Here is a 19,920-nt window from a genome sequence, read left to right on the forward strand (position 1 = left end):
GTCGGACGCCCCTGGCCTCTCCTGATGCAGGTGAGGTGGCCTTGTGGTGACATTCCCGTGGGCCCGCTCGTCTAGTGCAGCGATCAGCCAACCTTTGCCGGGGTTGGGGGTGAGGATCTCACTCGGGCAGCACGGGCCGGCCTGCCCCGATCACCCAGGTCGGGTCGATACGGCTAGCCGGTCACCGTGACCGGATGCCGCACGACCCCGTCGTAGAGATAGCCGAGCGTGTTGTGCGGGGTGTGCTCCGGCTGGGTGGCCCCGGTCTCGTCCGTGGCCCGGGCCATCAGGACGTACGGGCCCGGGTCGGGTGGGAACCAGGCGATGTGCCACGGCGTCCAGGCGGCCGCGGGGGCGCGGCCCCGGCTCACCGCGCGCTGCCACGACCGCCCGCCGTCGACGCTGACCTCGACCCGTACGATCCGTCCGGTGCCCGACCACGACCGGCCGCGCAGGATGTGCCGCCGTCCGGCCTGGAGCGTCGCGTTCCAGGGCAGCTCGAACGCGCTCTTGACCACCTGCCTGGTCAGCGGCTCCTCCGACCGGCCGGGGCCGAACATCCGGTAGAGGTCGGTGCTCCAGGGCGAGGACAGCGGGGTGGTGGAGACCTCGATGTCGCCCACCCACTTGATCGAGGCGATCCCGGTCCAGCCGGGGACGACCAGCCGTGCGGGGAAGCCGTGGTCGGGCGGCAGCCGCTCGCCGTTCATCTCGTACGCGAGGAGCACGTCGTCCAGCGCCTTGGCGATCGGCAGCGGGCGGCGGACGTGGCCGAGGTTCACGCCGTTGTCGACGTACTCGGGGTCGAGGCCGGTGGGCAGGACGTCCACGGCGTCGTCGCGGAGCCCCGCCATCGCGAGGATCGTGGACAGCGGCACGCCGCGCCAGCGGGCCACACCGATCGCGCCGAGCCGCCACGGCGTGCCGGGGGCACGCTGCCCCTGCTGTGCGGCGAAGAAGGAGCGCCCGTTCCCCGCGCACTCGATCGCCACGTCCGCGGTCCGTGTCGGCAGGGCGAGCAACTCGTCGTACGTGAAGTCGCGGGGACGGCGCAGCCCTGATCCGTGCAGCCTGAGCCGCCAGGTGGCGACGTCGATCCGCGGGGTCGAGGTGTGGTTCCGGACGAAGAAGCGGTCGTTGGGCACGTGGTAGCCCCGGCCGCGCATCGCCTCCCAGCGCATCTCGGCACAGGAGCCGTGGACGTCGAACAGCTCGGGAGGCAGCGGCTTGACGATGGCCCGCGCCGCCTCGTCGTCCCCGGACGGCCCTTCGGGGGCGGCGGATGCTTCGCCGCCGGGGTGGGCGCCGTCGAGGAGGGAGGGGAGTGACGGAACCCGGTGAGCCTCCTCACGTGGGTGCGGAACGCGGGCCCCGGAGACGGACGCGCCGGTCAGGTCATCGAGATCCATGGTGGACCACCCCTCCTCGACTTTTCCCATTTACCTACTAGGAAACCATGGAACTGCGCGTGCGGGATGTCAACGGAGGCCGTGCCGTTGGTCCACCAGGATTGTGCGCCCTCTCGGCTACGCGTTCGGTGACGGCCCGACGGTGAGTTCGGCGGCGTCGCGCCCGAGTCGCTCGATCTTCCTCCAAGAAAGGAGCGTTTGTGGGAAAACGTGATCCTGGAGCTCACGTGTTCGGCTGGCGCATGCCTTCGAGCAGGGTGGCGAGGTAACGGCGGGCGGTGTCGATCCGGCCGGTGGGGGGGCCGCCGTGGACGGTCACGGCGTGGGCGATGCCGCACATGAGCGGGACGAGGTCGGTGGCGGCGAGGTCGCAGCGGACGACCCTGGCATCGCGGTAGTGCCTCGGGGGTGGCGAAGTGCCGGTAGACCGTGGCGACCCCGAGGCCTGCCCGGCGTGCGACGTCGTTGAGCTGCAATGCGGTGCCCTGGTCGACCAGGTCGCGGGCGGTGGCGACGATCCGCTCCCAGTTGCGGGCGGCGTCTTTGCGCAGCGGTGTGGTCGTCATGTGGGAAGAATCCAGGTTGCTCGTCTTGGTTCACGGGCTCGTCGTCTGATCATATGCGGGCGTTCCCGGGGGACCTGGCTGTCGGGCGGTGGGCGGGAGGGCGAAGGCGGTCTGCTCAGCGAGAGAGCGACGAGAGCCAGCCGGCGCTGATCGTGTGACCGGCGGGCGGCTGGGGACGCACCTGCGGATGGTCATGCATCCGCTCTGGCCGCCGCAGGTGCGTGGGTTTCGCTGAGCAGGTGTACGGCCTCGGCGATGCGGCCGTCGGTCGCCGCACGGAACGGGGCGACGGGGTGTGCCTGAGGTCCGATGACGAGGCCGGTCCGGCCGGTCAGCGCGTGGTCGGTGGCGGCGGTGATCGAGGGCCTGGCCGCCGCGGACGCCGGACCGGAGGTGGAGCGTTCGAACTTGCGGCGTACCAGCGGCCAAAGCAGCCGCAGGGCAGGAGAGACGATCTTCGGGTCGGTCAGCGTGCCGTTGGTCATGTCGGTAAGCCGGCACGAAGCGGCGGTCCGCCCACCGGCATGAGGCGGAGCTTCGGGAGAGCAGGGCCGTGACGGGCGGCCGTACGCGACCTCGCCCGTCACCGGCTCGCGGTCACGCGTCCCAGGCGACCGGGAGGCTCTTCACCCCGTAGATGTCGGCGGTCTCCGGGCGCAGGACAACCTCTTCGGCCGGTACGGCCAGGCGCAGCGTGGGGAAGCGGCTGAGCAGCGCGGGGAAGGCGACCCGCATCTCGACGCGGGCCAGCTGCTGGCCCAGGCACTGGTGGATGCCGTGGCCGAAGGCCAGGTGCCCGCCGTCCTGCCTCTGGATGTCGAGTACGTGGGGATCGGTGAAGCGCTCGGGGTCCCGGTTGGCGGTGTTGTACGACAGGATGACCGTCGTGCCGGCCTTGATGGTCTGGCCGCCCAGCTCGACGTCCTCCAGTGCCGTCCTCATGAACGTCTTGGCGACGGACAGATACCGCAGCAGCTCCTCCACGGCCCGGTCGGTGAGCGCGGGATCGGCGCGCAGCGCGGCCAGCTGCGCCGGGTTGCGCAGCAGCGCGAAGGTGCCCAGCGCCAGCGTGTTCGCGGTGGTGTCGAACCCGGCCGCCAGCAGAATCAGGCTGATCCCCCTCAGCTCCTCATCACTCCGGCACCCCCGCACGCGGCCAGAGCGCCGGGCGGCATGATGGAAGAGGAGAGCGGAGGCGGTGCAGCCGTTCACCTGGATCACCGCCCGGCTGCGCCGACCCGCTGGACCGGCTGCAGAGCGGCGACGGCGAGGGCCGGGAGGCGGCCGGCTTCCCGAATCATGCGAAGGCGGGCCGTCCGCCGCCGCAGGACCGGCACACCCCTCTCGTGCGGTAGTGGTAACCGGTGGCCGCGAGCCCCATCGCCAGCCCCCAGGCCAGGAACAAGGCGTAGATTACGTCGAACACCCACAGCGAGACGCCCTCCATGGACGCCTGCGCGACGCCGAGCAGGGTCGCGATCCGGTAACCGACGCCGAGAATCCCGACCGGGACCAGCATCACGCAGCCGACGAAAGCGGCCGTGAGGGGCATCCAGCGCGGCATCCGGAGCGGAGGCCGCCAGGTGCGGGCGAAGCCCAGCCCGAGCGCCATCCCGATCAGCGCCAGCAGGGCTGTGTCGCCCATCCCCGGCGACCACAGATGCACCTCCCCGAACGCGTGGGGATCGTCGAGCCCGACGGTGCCGCCCAGGCCCCACTGGGCCTTCAGCGTGCCGTACCCCGCGGCGAGCACCACGGTCGCGTACCCGGCGGCGACGCTCAGCCTGTCCCACGTCCTCCGGCCCCGTCGGCGGTGGACGTGGGAACGGGCGCGCGCCCGCACCGCCGGCACGCGCACCGGGCGCGGCGGCGGCGCCGTACTGCGGAGACGAGCAGCGCCGTGCCGGCCACGAGCGCGGCAGCGCGGGCGGCGGTCATCGGCCAGTCGAGCGGCAGCTGGACCGCCTCTTCGGCCCCGGTGATCGCCGCGAGGGCCGCCATGAGCGCGCCGACGATGTCGAAGGCGATCCCGGTCGCCCCGAAACCGACCAGCCCGACGCCCGCTATGGCCGCCGCGACGGTGGTCGCCGCATGTGGTCTCGTTGTCTTCATGGCCCCAGCCTGTCGGCGCGGGCCGGGCCGATCCTCCCCGTTCAGCGGGACCCCGCTCCCTCCGGAGAGGGATGAGCGTTCTCGTGGGGCAGCGGCTCTCGTGTGGCGAGTGCCGCCGCGGCGTTCTAGCGGCCGAGGAAGGCGAGCAGGCGGTCCAGCGGCCAGGTGTTGATCACATCGTCGGGGGTCAGCCAGGCCCGCTGGGCGACGCCGACCCCGAACCTCAGGTTGGCCAGATGCGGGATCGCGTGCGAGTCGCTGTCGATCGAGAACTTCACCCCGTGGTGGCAGGCGCGCCGGACCAGGTCGGACGGGAGGTCGGCCCGGTCAGGGAACGAGTCGATCTCCATGGCGGTCCCGGTGCGCGCCGCCGCCCGGAAGACCGCGTCCCAGTCGGCGTCCACCGGGGGCCGCTTGCCGATCTTGCGGGTGGTCGGGTGGCCGATGATGTGGACGTTCGGGTTATCGCAGGCGGCGATGAAGCGGCGGGTCATCTCGTCGCGGCTCTGCCCGAAGTGCGAGTGGACGGACGCGACGCAGATGTCGAACCCCTTCAGGACCTCGGCCGGCCAGTCCACCGAACCGTCGGGGCCGATGTTGAGCTCGGTGCCGTGCAGCAGCCGCATGCCGGGATATCTCTCCTGCAGCGCGGCGATCTGGGCCCGCTGCTGGAGCGCTTTCTCGAGGGTCATCCGCTGCATGAACAACTCGGGCGCGTGGTCGGTGACGGCGTAGTAGGCGTAACCCCGGCCGGCCGCCGCGGCCACCATGTCGTCGAGCGAGGCGATGCCGTCGGTCAGGTTCGTGTGCGTGTGCAGGTCGCCCTTGATGTCACCCGGCTCGACCAGGCGGGGGATCCGGCCGTCGAGCGCCGCCTTGACCTCGCCGCCGTCCTCGCGCAGCGTCGGCGGCACCCACTCCATGCGGAGCGCCCGGTAGATGTCCTCCTCAGTCTCCGACGCGATGACGTTGTCCTCCCCGTCGAACAGGCCGTACTCGGAGAGCTTCCACCCCTTCTTGACGGCGATCTCGCGGATGCGGACGTTGTGCTCCTTCGAGCCCGTGAAGTAGACGAGTGCGGCGCCCCATGACGCCGCCGGGACCAGGCGAAGGTCCACCTGGATGCCGCGGTCGGTCCGGACCGAGGTCTTGCGATCGCCGCGCGCGATCACCTCGGTGACGTACGGCTGCGCCACGAAGGTGGCCATCAGCTCGACCGGGCCGACGGCGAGGATGTCCACGTCGCCGATCGTCTCGCGCATTCGCCGAAGCGAACCGGCGTATGTGATGCGCTCGGCGGGCAGCGAGGCGATGACCCGCTCGGCCAGGTCCATGGCGATGCCGATGTGGACCCGCCGGGCCGACTGCGCCAGCTGCTCGACCCCCTTGAGCAGGTTTTCCGCGGTCTTCGGGCCGAAGCCGCGTAGCCCGGCCAACCGACCGCCCCTGATCGCTTCGGCGAGGGCGGCGGGGGAGTCGACGCCGAGTTCCCGGAACAGGAACAGCGCTTTCTTCGGCCCGAGCGAGGGGACCCTCGTGAGCGCGCGCACCCCGTCGGGCACGATGGCGCGCAGCTCGTCGAGCTGGCGGAAGCTGCCCCGCCGGAGGAACTCCTCGACCTTCTTGGCGATCGCCTCACCGACCCCCGGGATCTTGCGCGGATCCGTCTCGCGGAGGTCCTCCGGGTGGCCGGCGATCGACTTCGCCGCCTTCTGGTAGCTGCGGACGCGGAACGCGTCCCCGCCGTTCAGCGCGAAGAGCTCCGCGTACTCCTCGATCGCGGCAGCGGCGTCATCGTTCGACCGACCCATGCCCTGCAGCGTACGGCGTGCCCCCGACAATCTTCGACGTCGCCTCGAACGGCCACGGCGGGCGACGCGAGGAGGCCCGCGGTGTGACTTTGCTCCGTGGTTACCGGCCGTCTGCTTCGGTTACCCGCCGTCTGCTTCATGGGCAGGCGACCGCACCGCGAGAACCGGGCGAACGCCGCCGAGGCCTGGTGCCACCGGGCGCTCGCCCTGCTCGTCCCGATCGACGACCGGGTCGGACAGGACCCGGCCTCGCCGACGTCAGAAAATGACCGGACGCGAGAGGTACGGCTCGGCGAGGAAGGCGAGCTCCTTCTCGCTCAGGGCCAGATCCACCGCGGCGAGGGCGTCGTCCACGTGCCGCTCCTTTGTGGCGCCCACGATCGGGGCGGTCACGCCCGGCTGGTGGAGCAGCCACGCCAGCGCCACCTGAGCCGGGGGCACCTCGCGCTCGCGCGCCGTCTCGACCACCCGCTCGATGATCGCCGCGTCTCCCGCGCCCCCATAGAGCTGCTCCTGGCGCGCTCCGTCGCCTACCTGGCGCACGGTGTCGGCCGGCGTACCCGCGCGGGCCAGCAGGCCGCGGGCGAGCGGGCTCCACGGGATCAGGCCGACGCCCTGGTCTCGGCACAGCGGGATCATCTCCCGCTCCTCCTCTCGGTAGAGGAGGTTGTAATGCGGCTGCATGGCGACGAATTTGGTCCAGCCGTTGCGTTCGGCGATGTGCTGGGCCTTGGCGAACTGCCAGGCGTACATGGAGGAGGCGCCGATGTAGCGGGCCTTTCCGGCGCGGACGACGTCGTTGAGTGCCTCCATGGTCTCTTCGATGGGGGTCTCGTCGTCCCAGCGGTGGATCTGGTAGAGGTCGATGTAGTCGGTGCCGAGGCGGCGCAGTGAGGCGTCGACGGCGGCGTGGATGTGCTTGCGCGACAGGCCCCAGTCGTTCTGGGCGGTGCCCATGGGGAAGAAGACCTTGGTCGCGACGACGTAGTCCTCGCGCCGGGGGAAGATCTGGCGGAGCAGGTTGCCGGTGATCTCCTCGCTGACGCCCTGGGAGTAGACGTCGGCGGTGTCGAAGAAGGTGACACCGCCGTCGGCTGCCTTGCGGACGATGGGTTCGGCCTGGTCCTGGGGGAGTACCCAGCCGCCCCATTTATCGGGGTCGCCGTAGCTCATCATGCCCAGACAGATCCTGCTGACCTTGAGGCCCGTGTTGCCCAGCCGTACGTAATCCATGCGGCTCACCCTAGGTTCCGTCCGGTCGCGGCGAGCGCAGGGGCTCTGCTTTCCGGTGCTGTTCGATGCTTCCAATGCGGCTTTCCCGAATAGGCCCGGAGAGCTGGGCCGTTGGGCAGGGAAGACCTTGCGATTGTGGTGTAAGGGCTGTCCCGTCGCGGACGAGAGTGGTGCGGCCGGCGGAATGCCATAGGCACCGGAAGGGCGAGCGAAGCGAGTTCGGCCGGCGGCACCAGGGACTCGGACCTGAACCTACGGATTGAGAGCTCGGGTGATCATGGTTCAGGACAGTTCAATGCAGGTCAGCGAGCATGCGTGGTCCATCCTGAACGGCTCCGGACGGCCCTGTAGTGCAACCAACGGCGTTCCGCTGGGCCGGGGCTGAGGAACGAAGTCCCGGACCGTCGATCGCCCCGGCCCTGAGCAGAGATCAGCCAGTATCAGGCGATCGTGAGGGCGGTATCGGTCTTGATTCGGCCCGAACGCGTTCTATGGCAAAGCTGGTTACCAGGGCCACGGCTAGGCCGATTGATGAGACCTCAAGCGCTGTCCAGAAATCAGCTCCAGTGAACTCTTGGTGGCCTATGAAGGCCACCAAGAGGAGGAGGGCTGTCTGAGTAATGACTCCGATCCATCGGCCGTCTGCGACCCCCGCGTAGCCCAATACCGCGATGAAGGCTACCAGCGCTCCGATGACCGCTGTAACCATGAATGCGTACATAGACGCGGGGGTTCCGATGAGCCAAGCGAGTACGAAGAGCCACGTGACGAAGGATGAAATCACGCGGGATACGGATGGCTCATGGCCTTTCAGCTGAACCCATGTGGCAAGACCTGCGAGGAGAGTGAAGGCGCAGAAGACGACGACTATCCGCAGATCGTTACGGCCTGTGTTCCACAGCACTACCAGAAGACCGACCACGACGAGAGCGGTCAGGCTGATGGTGATGATGACTCGTAGGCGCACGGAATCAGCACCCCCGTATATGCGGCGGAAAGGCGGATTAGACGATCAACCGTAGATTATCAGGCTCCTAAATCGCAGAGCGGCGTGGTCGGCGTCAATGTGAATCTGTAGTGGCCGGTGGCCGGAGCGACTTAATGCGGGGTGCGGCCCTGATGCGAAGGGCTGGATGAGGTACAGCGGTACGGGTGCGGCGCCCGGCCTGGAGTCCTACGCCGGGTCGGGACAGAGGCCCACGCCGCACCCCGGACGGCTGGCGGGAGGCGGGCCGCTCGCCGCCGTCTTGATCCGCGTTTCCAGGGAGCCGCTTTGTGCGGCGTGCCGAGTTCTGCCGGACCTGCGGAGACAGCTCGCCGGACTGGAGCCGTTGCAGCCGGAGATCGCACAGGAACATCCGGATCTCGTCGCGGAAACGCGGGAGGTCCTCGAGTCTGAGCTTGCCGCCTCGGACATGGCGTTGCACTGGACCTACCGGGGTTCGGTGCACTGCCGACTCCATCCCTGGGGAAGAGGGATCCGGAGTCGTCCGGGCAGTGTCGCGCCCTCCACGCTTCGCGCTGCTGTGTCCTTGCCTCCTGTGGCATGGTTGCGCGTCCGTGCCGCTGTCCGGTCCCCCATAGGACGGCGGCCGCCTGGTCCCCGCCCTCTCGACGCTCCAGAGGGCGGGGACCGGCTGCTCTTCTGGCCGCAAGGGAACGGAGAGCAGCCCCGAGGTCAACTCAGGCGCACCGGGATTAAGACGTGGGGGTCGCCCACCAGCCGAACTTAGGGAAGTGCTGATAACGGCTGGGCTTCACGGGCTGGAACTGCGGTGGGGTTGTAGTAGTGGAAAGAACTTTGCCCGTGGCGGCGTCCAGCAAGATATAGGTCTGAGTGGGAACGTCAGCCGAAGAGTGGCTTGCGGCGGCGGCAGGAGGTGTTACAAGCCCTGCGCATGCGAGCGATACCGCTAAAAGTGAGAGCGTGAATCGGCGAGCTGTTCCTGCAGGCGTAAGCAATCTCTGCCTCCGATTATCGAAACCGACGTCACGGCCTTGATGAAGGCATCATCGTAACGTTGGTTGATACGGCTACGTGTCAGGCGCGCATTGCAGGCGTCTGCGGATCTTGAGGATTCTTGTGCGTTTTGTCTTGGCGTCGGGGCTGCTGCCCGGTGTCGTCGCCCGGAGCGGGCGGCGGCGGGCGAGGAAGGCGAGCCCCACGCTGGCTCAGTCCTCGGCGACCGTATCGCCCACAGCCGACTTCAGTGCTGTCGAGTCAGGGGCGGCGTATCCGACGCATGGCCCAGGTGATGGTTCCATGCCAGAGTGCCACGGCAATTGCGGCGAAGATCAGCGCGTAGATGATCAGGCGGAAGTATCCAGCCCACTCGAAAGAACCGTCGCTGTAGAGCGCGTCCCCTCCGTAGATCACTGATACTTGCGAACCGAGCGGGGCGTCGCGAGAGGAGAGGTCGCCGGTAGTGATGGACGGCACGACAATACGGCCGTCGTCGGATACGAAACGCCCCGTCCAGCTACAGGCCTGCCGCGTACAGTTACGATCCACAACCGTGAAGGTGCCCTTCACCCCGTCACCGTGAAGGACGCGGACCTCTTTGTCCATGTTCAAGCCGCTGAAAACGAGCATCCAGCCAGCGAAGACGGTTGCGAGGATCGCTCCGAGAAGACTCCAAATGGGGAATGGCTCTTGGTTGGCGACCTCTCGCCGCCGGGCCTTCCCCTTCGCCACGAAGGAACTCTATCCAAGAAACCACCGCGACCGGGGATCTCTATGAGCGTCTCCTCCGGGAGTCCTCGTCGGCCGGAGCTCTACGGGGAGCGGTTACCGGCAAGGCTAACACCTCCGGGCCGAGGTGATCGGGCGACGGATCGCCGTAGCGCATCGGATCGCGTGTGGGCACGAGCGCGCCCGGTGCCCACATGATGGATCTCGCGAGAACTCCTGTTTCGCCGCACCTGGCGGTGATTCGATAGCTCGCCCGTTTTTGAAACAGCGACCGGATCAGGTCGCAGAGTCGTCCTGATGAAGGGAAGCCGTGGTGAACACCGAGAACCTGACGCGCTTTGGCGAATTCGCCCAGGTCGTACGTGACGGGCGCTCGCTGGATCTGACCGAACTCCACGAGGCGGGAAGGTTGTTGCTGGAGATGGCCCAGGCGTCCGCCGCACTGGCTGCCCACGTGCGTGCGGAGGTCACGGCTCTCCCTAGGTGTACTGCCCAGCTTGCGGGGTGCCCGCTGAAGCACCGAAGATTACGACCGAGGCGATGCCACCCGCACCGGCCACGGGGACCAGATAGTGATCACATGGATGCGTAGCGGGTTTCGGCGAGACGGTGTATGACGCGGACGCTCCTTCTACCGATGGCGTGTTCGGCCTCCTCGTACATATGGTGACTCTAACCTTTAGGTGCCCAGCAGACCGGTGATCGGAAATTATTGTCCTCTGGCTTCACGTAATCCACGCGAGTCGTTTCGACGGGGTCGCCCTGCTTTTCGCAGATCGAATAGCTCACTTCATACCAAGTTGCACCACCCGTACAGGGTGTAGGACCGTCGACACTTAATCCATTAAGGCCAGAACAATCTCTGAGGTGATCTCTCCAAATGGAGTCGCATGTCGCGATCTGCCGGAAGGTGCCGGCTTTGAGAGCATGCAAGCAGCCGATCCTCATGTTCGACCCGAATGCGCACTCATTAGGGGATAACCCTTCATGGGCACAAGCAAGATAATTGTCGAGAAGGTCGGAGCAGCTCACCCTCACCGTATGACACACACCGAGAATCTCGATATATGTTGAGCAGAACATGTAATCGCTTCGCGTGTCGTCGCGACAATCATAGTAGGCGTCTCGCGCCTTCACGCAGTCGAAATCGCTGTCCGGGCCAAAGCTGCCCGGACAGCGCAGGAATGCTCTCTCGGCTGCGGCGCACACGTCATCAGACCGCTTCGGAGTTCCCGTCCGGCATGACAGGTAAGATTCGAACGATGAGGCGCAGTCGTATTCGTTGAAAAAGATGGACAGTTCTCCGAAACGGCATTCGATTCGGACGATCAGCGCTTGCTGGCACAGCGTGGCCGAATTTTTCACCGGATGCCGCTTCACGCACGCCTTATACCCGGGAACTTTCGAACGACAATCCAAGCCTCGCGGCCCCCGGCCCTTCGGGCAAAGATCGTCGGCCGCGGCATGCGAACTGCTTTCGTTCATGAAGCGCCACGTCGGCTGCGGCCGTGGGACCTTCGAAGTGGTTGCGGTTGTGGAACAACCGGTCAAGATGGCAATGGCTGCGACCGCGGCCAGCACGCCCCAGATCCACCGTCTCGCCGCGGCCATGTGCCCTCCCAATCGATCGCAGGTCCGGCATCAGCATGTAGACATGGGCATAATGGGCTCGCTATGCCGAATCCACCATGTGTATCACGACGGATCAGCTACGGCACCCCGCGTGAATTCTTTCCTCTTCCCGTCTGCCATCGACCCGTCCGGGAGGGGTAGCGGGTCGGCGACGGAGGGTCAAGCTCGGCTTTGCGATGCTCCTATCACTGTCAAGCGGCCGAATCTGCGGCTGCTGAGGCAGCGTCTGGGGTGGTGAGGTCCTTGTAGATCTCCTGTGCGACGTAGCGTTTGAGGCAGCGGATGATCTCTTTCTTGGACAGGCATTCCTTCGTGCGGCGCTGGACATAGGCGATAGTCGTGGAGCAATGGGCCGTGCGGCTGATGACGATGACGTGCAGGGCGCGGTTGGCATCACGATCGCCGCCGCGGTTCAGCCTGTGGCGGCGGGTCTGCCCGCTGGAGGCGGGGATCGCTGCAACACCGACCAGGTGAGCGAAGGCGACCTCCGGTTGATCTGCAATTTCGCTTCCGTTCGTTGGCATCGCTTGCCGGCGTTTTTGGAGGCCATGTGCTCCCAAAGTGCCCCGGCTGGCCGCGAGGTCTCGCGGCCCTGCTTTACCCGTTCGGTTGCAAGGACGACCCCCGGAGCCTTTGGGGGACCGGAAAGGCACATCTGGACGGAATGGGAAGAGATCTTATCCTGTCAGCCGTTGTGGGATAGCCTCGGTTTGGCGCCCTACAGGTGATCGTGCCCGGTACGGGTGCAATTACCGGCTACCAGAGAGGTGAAACGAGTGTCTGCCCCCTACTCTGATGGAGGAACGGACCACACCTCGTCGCAATACACCAGGCGCCCATCGCGATGGCCGGCTTTGGCAATGGTCGCCTCATGGATCACAGGCATCCTGTGGATCGTTGTCTACTACGTGGACCCCACCCTCCCGGTTATCGGCTACTTGGGGAATTGGAACCTGCTGGTCGGCTTCATGCTTCTCGTTCTGGGCGTGGTGTTCGCGTTGATTCTGGCGGTGACAGTGGTCGTATCGGCACGCCGTCGGCCCTGACGCCTGGACGGGGCCGAGCAGGGGCGCTCGGTTCCCGTTGGCACACCACACCTGACTTCCTGCTTGCAAACGGGAGCCAGTCACCAGATCGGCAACTTCCCGGCCTGTTCCGGCATATGGCGGTGACCGTCACTGTGAGGCGTTGCGCGGCGTGGTTGCTGTAATTGGCTGCCGTACAGCAGCCGCGTTCATTTCACGAGGGCGCCCGGCAGTGGTCCATCGAAGATCTCCTCGGTGAGGACGACACCTGTCAGTAGGGCGGTCAGCACGAATAGCGACCCTTCGTCGTCCGGGGGATCGGAGTCTTCGTCGGGAACAGTGTCCGGATCGAACCCGGCGGCACGCATCTCCTCGACCAAGCGATCGGGTTCGTCCCCTTCTCGTAGGTGCGCCGCGACAGGGTTGAACGAGGTCATCAACTGCCCGTCGATCACGTATTCGAACCCACTCCACCCGTTGACGTCCTCGAAGATCATAATTATCTCAGTCTGCGCGGATAGAGCATCCGTGACCTTCGGGTCAACCAGGCTGCAGTCCGCCACCTCGATGATTACGGTCCAATCGCCTGACCGCCAGGCTCGTACCGCCTCGGGCAACGGGCATTCCTCGTTCGTGAAGAGACGTATATCAACCTGCTGCGCACCCAGCCGGCGCAATGCCTCGGCCTCGTCGACGCCTCGGACAAATGTCAGGCTCCACGCATGCGCGAGAACGGTAGTGTCCCTCAGCCAATCGAAGTCGGCCCGATTCAGCTCGACCATGGTCCCTTCCCCCTGCCCGTTGCCCCCGTGGCGCTGGATAAGTTAGTCGAACCACCTCCAGGAAGGTGAGAGCCCAGCTCGATGTACCAGTACATCTAGATCTCATCTGCCCTGACGGCTAACCTTCGGCGACTGCCCAGCTGATGCGCTGAGCTGGGCTTTCAGCGTTCTCCGCTTCTCATCGTTTCGCGCCGCTATTCGCGCTCATGTGCCCTGGATGCGCCCTGACGCCTCGCTTGTAAGGCAACGAGAATGGGTGTTCGAACTGGCCTTACATGGTCTCTACCTGCGGAGGCAGTCCACTGCCGTCCGCCAGTGTCCAGTGTCGTTCGTCGGCGTTGTCACACAAGTCGCCGGCCTTCTCCATGCCCGTCACGCACCTTCACGTGCGCGTTCTTCTGGCCGGCCTACTCAGGGCAAGAGGCTCAGCGGGCCTAGCCAGTCGATCAATACAGGGGCCACGTTCGCGTGCCGGCATCCCGGATCGACGTGCTCGTCCACCGCACTGGAGCGCGTCACTGCCTCCGACTCACAACCGACCTGCACGCTTCGGCACTGGCCGCGACGTGTCCGTCAGTGAGCCCCTCGCGTGTCCAGGCGGTGGACGAGTTCCCGGAGCGCCTGAATCTCGGCGTCCAGCGCGCGTTTGCCCTTCGAAGTGATAGAGATCCACGTCCGGGGCCGTCTGCCCTCGTATCCCTTGCGCATGGCGATCAGGCCGGAGCCTTCGAGCACCTTCAGGTGGCGGGAAAGGTTTCCGTCGGTCACCGCGAGCTGCTGTTTGAGGAAGCCGAACTCGACCTGGTCGGCCTCGCGGGCGATCGACAGCACGCCGAGGCGTACGCGCTGGTGAACGGTGTCGTCCAGCGCCTGTGTCGGATGGAGCGGCTGCGCGTCGCCGGGATGCGCGGGCGCGGCGGTCGCCTTCATGTCGTTCTCGCGATCAGAGAGCCGGTGCGGTGGGCTCGTGGCGGCCGGGCCGCGGCCCATTCGGTGAAGCCCGCGACGAGCAGGATCGCGGCCAGGAGCAGCGCCTTGAACTCCGGCCCGTCGATCCAGCCCGGTTCCGCCGGGGACGCCCAAGGGAGCCAGCCGGCACCCCATGTCGAGGCGAGGTAGGCCGACAGCAGCGCGGCATGGCACATCCCCGCCGCGGCGGTGATCCATCGGCGTTCGAGGACGCCGAGGACCAGCAGGCCCGCTCCTACGACGTACCACGGGCTGGCGTAGGTGTCCTCGACGAAGGAGAGGTTCCCCGGCTGCTCCCAGAGGAGGACGCGGGCGAGTGAGGCCGTCACGACCAGCGCGAACGTGAGGGCCACGGCCGACAGCCACGGACGTCGGCGCGGCATGATCCCCCGGATCTCGCCGCGACGGCGATACCAGCGGGCGAAGGCCATCCAGAGCAGCGGCAACACCGCGAACCAGAGTCCCCAGGCCAGGAAACGCAGGACCGAGCCGTCGAACTCGTGGGCGTCGCACGGACCGCCCTCGAAGCGGACGCGGCAGACTCCCTTCAGTTCGGCGTACGCAAAGAGCGGATAGGAGGCGACGGACCGGCCGTGCGCGCCGAAATTGAAGGCGTCGCGGGCGATCGGCACCGCCGCGAGCGACACGAGCCCGAAGCCCAGCAACGGCCCCCACGAGCCGCGCAGGTGTCTCCGGACGGACGAACGCAGGGCGTGGTGCTCCGCGAGCAGGGCGCCCTGCCCGATAGATGGTTCGCCGGGGTCCTCGGCACCGGCCCGGGCAGCTCTGTCCATATACGGCCTTCCCCTCGCATACTGATCCGCCGTGGAGTCATCAACTTTGTATCGCAAAGTAGTTGGCGGTCAAGAGCGAACGGACGCCCGCTTCACGCCGTGAATGGTCGAGCGTGAGGGCGGATGCCCGCAGCGGCGCCCTGGCCTTCGGCTCGGCGTCGGGACGCTGTCGGGAGCCCGAAAGCCCCACAGAGAGGGGGATGAGCGGCCTGGGGGCGCGGCGCGGTCGTGGTCAGGAGGGCGGGGGCCTGCGGTCCCGGGAGTCCTGGCGGTCGGCGCGCCGGGGGCGGGATCCGGGGGCGGGCCTCCGTTTCGACCAGCGGGCCAGGGCCAGCGCCAGGACCAGCACGAGGGTCACGCCCGCGTAGACGGCCAACTCGGTGAACTCCTCGCGGCTCTGCTCCGCCGTCATCGTGACGCTGAGCCGTACGACCACGGACAGGATGTGCCGGACCACGGCGATGACGCCGACGATGATGAACGGATCGGCCTGCAGATGCCTGCCCTTCAGGTGCGTCTGCACCGTCACGAAGATCTCGATGACGATCAGGACGAGCAGCAGCTCCTCCAGGATCCCGATGACCGTGTCGGCCCAGCTCGCCGAGGCGCTGATCGCCGTCGCGAACATCATGACCACGATGGCGCCCGCGACGGCGAGGAGGACGAACGCGACCACGTAGAGGAGCGTCCGTTCGACGCGGGTGAGGATCCGCAGCAGCAGCGCCTCCAGCCCGCTCGGCTCAAGCGTGGTCGGCGGTCTCGGCGTACCTCTCGGAGACGGTGTGCGTGTGTCATCGTCCATAGGGACCTGTCCGTGGGTCGGCGTCGCGCATGGGGCGGAACCGGGTGGCCGGTGTCGCGTGCGGTCGTCCCGCCTGTCACCGCTTCCTCAGCCAGTACCCGGATATATCCCCCGATGCCGGTCTTTGCCGGTCTTTTCCGGCGTTCGTCGGCGAACGCGGCGCGGACCAGGGGATCGACGGAATCATGGCTCACTCATGGCGGCCAATCGTGAAATATGCCCGCAATTAGGGGGAATGCCGTCAGATCGAGGGCGAACCGGGGAAGTCTTCCAAGGGTGAGGGAGCGCCGGTCTCCCTAGGGAAACTCCAAGGGAATGCCGCTCTCGTCAGGGAGCGCTTCCCTGAGAGAACGCCGGTGCTTTCCGGAACGCAGCTCCCCGAAGACGGGGCAGGAGGGTGGCTTCGATGTCCGTCGCACTCAACCACACCATCGTGCCGAGCAGGGACAAGCGCGCGTCGGCCGAATTCCTGGCCGACATCCTCGGACTCACCGCGGCCCCGCAATGGGGGCCGTTCGTGCCGGTCCAGACGGCCAACGGCGTCACGCTCGACTACATGGACGCCGACGAGGTCCGGGGGAACCACTACTGCTTCATCGTCAGTGAGTCCGAGTTCGATGTGATCTTCGAGCGGATCCGGGAGCGCGGGCTCGACTACTGGGCCGACCCGCACCACGAGAAGCCCGGGGAGATCAACCACCTCTACGGCGGACGCGGGGTCTACTTCAACGACCCCAACGGCCACAACATGGAGGTCATCACCCAGCCGTACGCCTGATCCCGGAAGGCCGCCGACGACCCTGGACGCGGTAGTGCCAATCGGCGAGCAAGTCGTCGCCAAGTCGCCGCCGGTACAAAAGCGGTGTGAACGGATACGAGATCAGACGGCCCTCCGAGGCGGACGCGCGGGTGATCCACGAGCTGGTCGCCGAGATCGACACCAGGGTCATCGGCCGGCCCGACGCCACGCTGGACGACGTCGCCGAGGTGCTCGGCGAGCTGGACCTCGCCGCCGACGGCTGGCTGGTGTACGAGGGCGGCCGGCTCGTGGGCTGGGGCTGGGCCTGCCCCAAGGGGACCAGCGACAACGTGGACATCGACGTACGGGCCCTGGCTCCCGAGGTGGCGGACCGGCTTTGGGACCGCGTCCTCGACCGGGCCGTGGAGATCGCCCGCGGCCTCGGACACGGCCGGGCCCGGGTGGACATCGGCATCTACCGTGAGGACGCCGAGCTGCAGGCGGCGGCCAAGGCACGCGGGCTCGCCCCCGCGACCAGCTTCCACCGCATGCGGATCGACCACGCGGGCGGCACGTCCGCCGCCGCCCCCGAGATCGCCGCGGGCGTCACGGTGGAGAGCGGCGAACCCGGCGAGGAGCGGCTCCGTACCGCCCACCAGATCCTGGAGGAGGGCTTCGCCCGGCACTTCGGGTTCGTGTCCAGGACGTTCGAGGCGTGGGTCTCCGCGATGGAGGCGTCGCCCGCGAACGACTGGAGCCAGCTCCTGGTCGCCCGCGTGGACGGCGAGCCCGCCGCGATGCTGCTGGGCACCGACCACTTCCTGGCCGACGAGAACTGCGGCTACGTTCGGACCCTGGCCGTGCGGCCCGCCTTCCGCGGTCAGGGGCTGGGCAGGCTCCTTCTGCGTACGGCGTTCGCGGCGGACGCGCGGCGCGGCCGCGCCGGGACGATCCTGCACGTGGATTCCAACAACGTCACGCCCGCGCTCGACCTCTACCTCTCGGTCGGGATGCGCCAGGTGCTCGCGATCGACGCCTGGCGGGCGGACCTCCCGACCGGCCCGGCCGGGTCCGAGACGGCCGGGGAGATCTCGGAGTCCCTCGCATAACGCCCGGGCAGAAGGCCATGCCTGGACCGCTCATCGGAGGCGGCGTTACGGCCGGTGGGTGCCTCCCCGCGTCCACGGCACTTCCCGGACACCGACGGGGAGGAGCACCCGGAACAGGGTGTCGCCCGGGCGGCTCTCCACCGAGACGTCGCCGCCGTGCGAGGCCACCACGGCCTTGACGATGCTCAGGCCGAGGCCACTGCCGCCCGACGCGCGCGACCGCGCCTTGTCGGCGCGGACGAACCGCTCGAAGATCTCCGCGCGCAGGTCCTCGGGGATGCCCGGCCCGTCGTCGTGGACGGTCAGCTCGGCCGCCCCCGGGGCCGGGGCGCGTACGGACACGGTGACCGTGGTCCCCGGCGGGGTGTGGGTGTGCGCGTTGGCCAGCAGGTTGGCGACGACCTGGTGGATGCGTCCCGCGTCGCCGGTGATCGTGACCGGCTCCTCCGGGAGGCGCAGCCGCCAGTGGTGGCCCGGGGCGGAGACCCGTGCGTCGCCCGCGGCGTCGATCACCACGCGGGTCAGGTCGACGGGGTCGCGGGCGAGTGGCCTCCCGGCGTCCAGGCGGGCGAGGAGCAGCAGGTCGTCCACGAGCGTGCCCATCCGGCCCGATTCCGCGTCGATCCGCTCCAGCGCGTGCCGTACCTCGCCGGGGACGTCGCCGGGGTGGCGGCGGGCCAGCTCGGCGTGGGCCCGTACGGTCGCGAGGGGCGTGCGCAACTCATGGCCCGCGTCGGCGGCGAAGGTGCGCATGCGCTGCTCGCTGGCGTGCCGCCGGGCGAGCGCCTCCCCGATGTGGCCGAGCATCCGGTTGAACGCGGCCCCGAGCTGGCCGACCTCGGTCCGCGGATCCTCGTCGGGGACGCGGTCCGGCAGCGCGACGGCGCCGCTGGCCAGCGGCAGGGTGCTCACCCGGCGCGCCGTGGCGGTCACCCGGTCCAGGGGGCGGAGGGACAGCCGCACCCAGGTCGTGCCGGCCACCCCGGTGAGGATCATCACGACGGCGAAGACCACGCTCTCGGTGATCTGGAGGCGGTGCACCGTGGCGTTCACGCCCTCCAGGGGGAGCCCGTTGACGAGGACGTCGCCGTCGGCGCCGGGCACGGCCATGACCCGGTAGTCGTCCAGCTCCGACAGCTCCACGGAGTGCCCGCGCCGGTCCACGGGCACGGCGGCCAGGACGGCGGCGTCCGCGGAGGTGAGACGGATGTCCGATTCCTTCGCGGTCACCACGGCGGCATGGGTGACCCGGCCGTCCACCAGGCGGACGCCCAGGGTGCCGGGGCTCTGCCCGCGGCTGTCGCCGTGCCCGCCGAGGCCGCCCTCGTGCTCCAGGCTCGCCGCGAACCTCCCGGCGGTCATGGAGAGCTGACGGTCGAGCTGGTCCACCATGAACCGGTCAAGGGAGAGCGAGCCGGCCGCGCCGACGGCGGCGCAGGCCAGCGCGAGGAGGACGAGCACACCGACCACCAGCCGGGCGCGGAGCGTGCGGGGTCTCACGGCCGGAGCACGTATCCCACGCCGCGCACGGTGTGGATCAGCGGCGGCCGCTCCGTGTCGATCTTCTTGCGCAGGTAGCTGATGTACAGCTCGACCACGTGGGCCTGGCCGCCGAAGTCGTAGGACCAGACCCGGTCGAGGATCTGCGCCTTGCTGAGCACCCTGCGCGGGTTGCGCATGAGGAAGCGCAGCAGCTCGAACTCGGTCGGGGTCAGCTCCACCAGCTCGCCGCCCCTGGTGACCTCGCGCGCGTCCTCGTCCATCGTCAGGTCGCCCACGACCAGGCGGGATCCGTGCGAGGTCCGCGCCATCCCGGCACGGCGCAGCAGGCCGCGCAGCCGGGCGAGGACCTCTTCCAGGCTGAACGGCTTGGTCACGTAGTCGTCGCCGCCCGCGGTGATGCCGGCGATCCGGTCCTCGACGGCGTCCCTGGCGGTGAGGAAGAGCACGCACACGTGCGGCGACTCCGCGCGCAGGCGGCGCAGCACCTCCAGGCCGTCGATGTCGGGAAGCATGACGTCGAGGAGCACCGCGTCGGGATGGAACTCCCGGGCCGTGCTCACCGCGGCCGTGCCGTCCGCGGCGGAGCGCACCTCCCATCCCTCGTAGCGCAGCACCGCGCCGAGCACCTCGACGAGGTCGGGCTCGTCGTCGACGACGAGTACGCGGACGGGGGTCCCGTCGGGGCGGACCAGTTCGGGCGTGTCAGGGGTCGTACGCATGGTGATGACCACCGTCCTCCCGT

Annotated in this window: 19 protein-coding genes and 2 pseudogenes; 3 read left to right on the top strand and 18 right to left on the bottom strand. The window is 68.1% G+C overall.

Annotated elements, in window-relative coordinates:
- Positions 1-173 precede the first annotated feature (173 nt).
- From AWQ68_RS25850 to AWQ68_RS41305, 12 genes and pseudogenes are all read right to left on the bottom strand, one after another.
- Positions 174-1,409, bottom strand: coding sequence for a sulfite oxidase (locus AWQ68_RS25850; RefSeq protein WP_084464403.1), 1,236 nt, complete (start codon positions 1,407-1,409; stop codon positions 174-176).
- A gap of 407 nt (positions 1,410-1,816) precedes the next feature.
- Positions 1,817-1,975 (bottom strand): annotated as a pseudogene (locus AWQ68_RS45230) (TetR family transcriptional regulator); the annotation flags it as partial.
- A gap of 191 nt (positions 1,976-2,166) precedes the next feature.
- On the bottom strand, positions 2,167-2,460 hold the full coding sequence (locus AWQ68_RS25860; protein ID WP_066944603.1) for a hypothetical protein: 294 nt from the start codon (positions 2,458-2,460) through the stop codon (positions 2,167-2,169).
- 112 nt (positions 2,461-2,572) lie between these two features.
- Positions 2,573-3,112, bottom strand: a pseudogene (locus AWQ68_RS25865) (cytochrome P450); the annotation flags it as partial.
- 160 nt (positions 3,113-3,272) lie between these two features.
- Positions 3,273-3,728, bottom strand: coding sequence for a hypothetical protein (locus AWQ68_RS25870; protein ID WP_169808988.1), 456 nt, complete (start codon positions 3,726-3,728; stop codon positions 3,273-3,275).
- 26 nt (positions 3,729-3,754) lie between these two features.
- Positions 3,755-4,087: a hypothetical protein gene (locus tag AWQ68_RS25875; protein WP_066944607.1), complete on the bottom strand. Its 333-nt coding sequence runs from the start codon at positions 4,085-4,087 to the stop codon at positions 3,755-3,757.
- Positions 4,088-4,212: 125 nt separating this feature from the next.
- Complete coding sequence (polX, locus tag AWQ68_RS25880; protein WP_066944609.1) at positions 4,213-5,898, bottom strand: DNA polymerase/3'-5' exonuclease PolX; 1,686 nt, start codon at positions 5,896-5,898, stop codon at positions 4,213-4,215.
- Between the two features lie 258 nt (positions 5,899-6,156).
- Positions 6,157-7,131: an aldo/keto reductase gene (locus tag AWQ68_RS25885; protein WP_066944611.1), complete on the bottom strand. Its 975-nt coding sequence runs from the start codon at positions 7,129-7,131 to the stop codon at positions 6,157-6,159.
- Positions 7,132-7,561: 430 nt separating this feature from the next.
- Complete coding sequence (locus tag AWQ68_RS42735; protein ID WP_157545717.1) at positions 7,562-8,098, bottom strand: hypothetical protein; 537 nt, start codon at positions 8,096-8,098, stop codon at positions 7,562-7,564.
- A gap of 1,254 nt (positions 8,099-9,352) precedes the next feature.
- Positions 9,353-9,826: a hypothetical protein gene (locus AWQ68_RS25890; protein ID WP_066944613.1), complete on the bottom strand. Its 474-nt coding sequence runs from the start codon at positions 9,824-9,826 to the stop codon at positions 9,353-9,355.
- 669 nt (positions 9,827-10,495) lie between these two features.
- Positions 10,496-11,203, bottom strand: coding sequence for a hypothetical protein (locus AWQ68_RS42740; protein WP_157545719.1), 708 nt, complete (start codon positions 11,201-11,203; stop codon positions 10,496-10,498).
- 443 nt (positions 11,204-11,646) lie between these two features.
- Positions 11,647-11,979: a transposase gene (locus AWQ68_RS41305; protein WP_084464404.1), complete on the bottom strand. Its 333-nt coding sequence runs from the start codon at positions 11,977-11,979 to the stop codon at positions 11,647-11,649.
- A gap of 252 nt (positions 11,980-12,231) precedes the next feature.
- On the opposite strand from AWQ68_RS41305, the gene AWQ68_RS25895 reads away from it, so the two are divergent.
- On the top strand, positions 12,232-12,501 hold the full coding sequence (locus tag AWQ68_RS25895; protein ID WP_245656088.1) for a cell division protein CrgA: 270 nt from the start codon (positions 12,232-12,234) through the stop codon (positions 12,499-12,501).
- A gap of 188 nt (positions 12,502-12,689) precedes the next feature.
- Here the strand turns inward: AWQ68_RS25895 and AWQ68_RS25900 are convergent, their stop codons facing one another.
- From AWQ68_RS25900 to AWQ68_RS25915, 4 genes are all read right to left on the bottom strand, one after another.
- A complete protein-coding gene (locus tag AWQ68_RS25900) occupies positions 12,690-13,262 on the bottom strand; it encodes a DUF6461 domain-containing protein (protein WP_066944617.1) in 573 nt (190 codons plus the stop codon).
- Between the two features lie 573 nt (positions 13,263-13,835).
- Positions 13,836-14,192, bottom strand: coding sequence for a winged helix-turn-helix domain-containing protein (locus tag AWQ68_RS25905; protein WP_066944619.1), 357 nt, complete (start codon positions 14,190-14,192; stop codon positions 13,836-13,838).
- Positions 14,189-15,025, bottom strand: a complete 837-nt coding sequence (locus tag AWQ68_RS25910; RefSeq protein WP_218007030.1) for a hypothetical protein — start codon at positions 15,023-15,025, stop codon at positions 14,189-14,191. The genes AWQ68_RS25905 and AWQ68_RS25910 overlap by 4 nt, the downstream gene beginning before the upstream one ends.
- Before the next feature lie 232 nt (positions 15,026-15,257).
- Positions 15,258-15,827, bottom strand: a complete 570-nt coding sequence (locus tag AWQ68_RS25915) for a phosphate-starvation-inducible PsiE family protein (protein WP_066944621.1) — start codon at positions 15,825-15,827, stop codon at positions 15,258-15,260.
- Between the two features lie 406 nt (positions 15,828-16,233).
- Between AWQ68_RS25915 and AWQ68_RS25920 the strand changes: the two genes are divergently transcribed.
- Both AWQ68_RS25920 and AWQ68_RS25925 read left to right on the top strand, forming a co-directional pair.
- Positions 16,234-16,605, top strand: a complete 372-nt coding sequence (locus AWQ68_RS25920) for a VOC family protein (RefSeq protein ID WP_066944623.1) — start codon at positions 16,234-16,236, stop codon at positions 16,603-16,605.
- An 86-nt stretch (positions 16,606-16,691) separates the two neighbouring features.
- Positions 16,692-17,675, top strand: a complete 984-nt coding sequence (locus AWQ68_RS25925) for a GNAT family N-acetyltransferase (RefSeq protein WP_066944625.1) — start codon at positions 16,692-16,694, stop codon at positions 17,673-17,675.
- A gap of 45 nt (positions 17,676-17,720) precedes the next feature.
- Here AWQ68_RS25925 and AWQ68_RS25930 read toward each other — a convergent pair whose 3' ends face one another.
- Both AWQ68_RS25930 and AWQ68_RS25935 read right to left on the bottom strand, forming a co-directional pair.
- Positions 17,721-19,175 (bottom strand): sensor histidine kinase, encoded by a 1,455-nt coding sequence (locus AWQ68_RS25930; RefSeq protein ID WP_218007031.1) that lies wholly within the window; start codon positions 19,173-19,175, stop codon positions 17,721-17,723.
- Entirely contained in the window at positions 19,172-19,897 is a 726-nt protein-coding gene (locus AWQ68_RS25935) for a response regulator transcription factor (RefSeq protein WP_066944774.1), read from the bottom strand. The genes AWQ68_RS25930 and AWQ68_RS25935 overlap by 4 nt, the downstream gene beginning before the upstream one ends.
- Positions 19,898-19,920: the final 23 nt, after the last annotated feature.

It is taken from the genome of Microtetraspora fusca (assembly GCF_001570365.1).
Taxonomy (GTDB): domain Bacteria; phylum Actinomycetota; class Actinomycetes; order Streptosporangiales; family Streptosporangiaceae; genus Microtetraspora; species Microtetraspora fusca.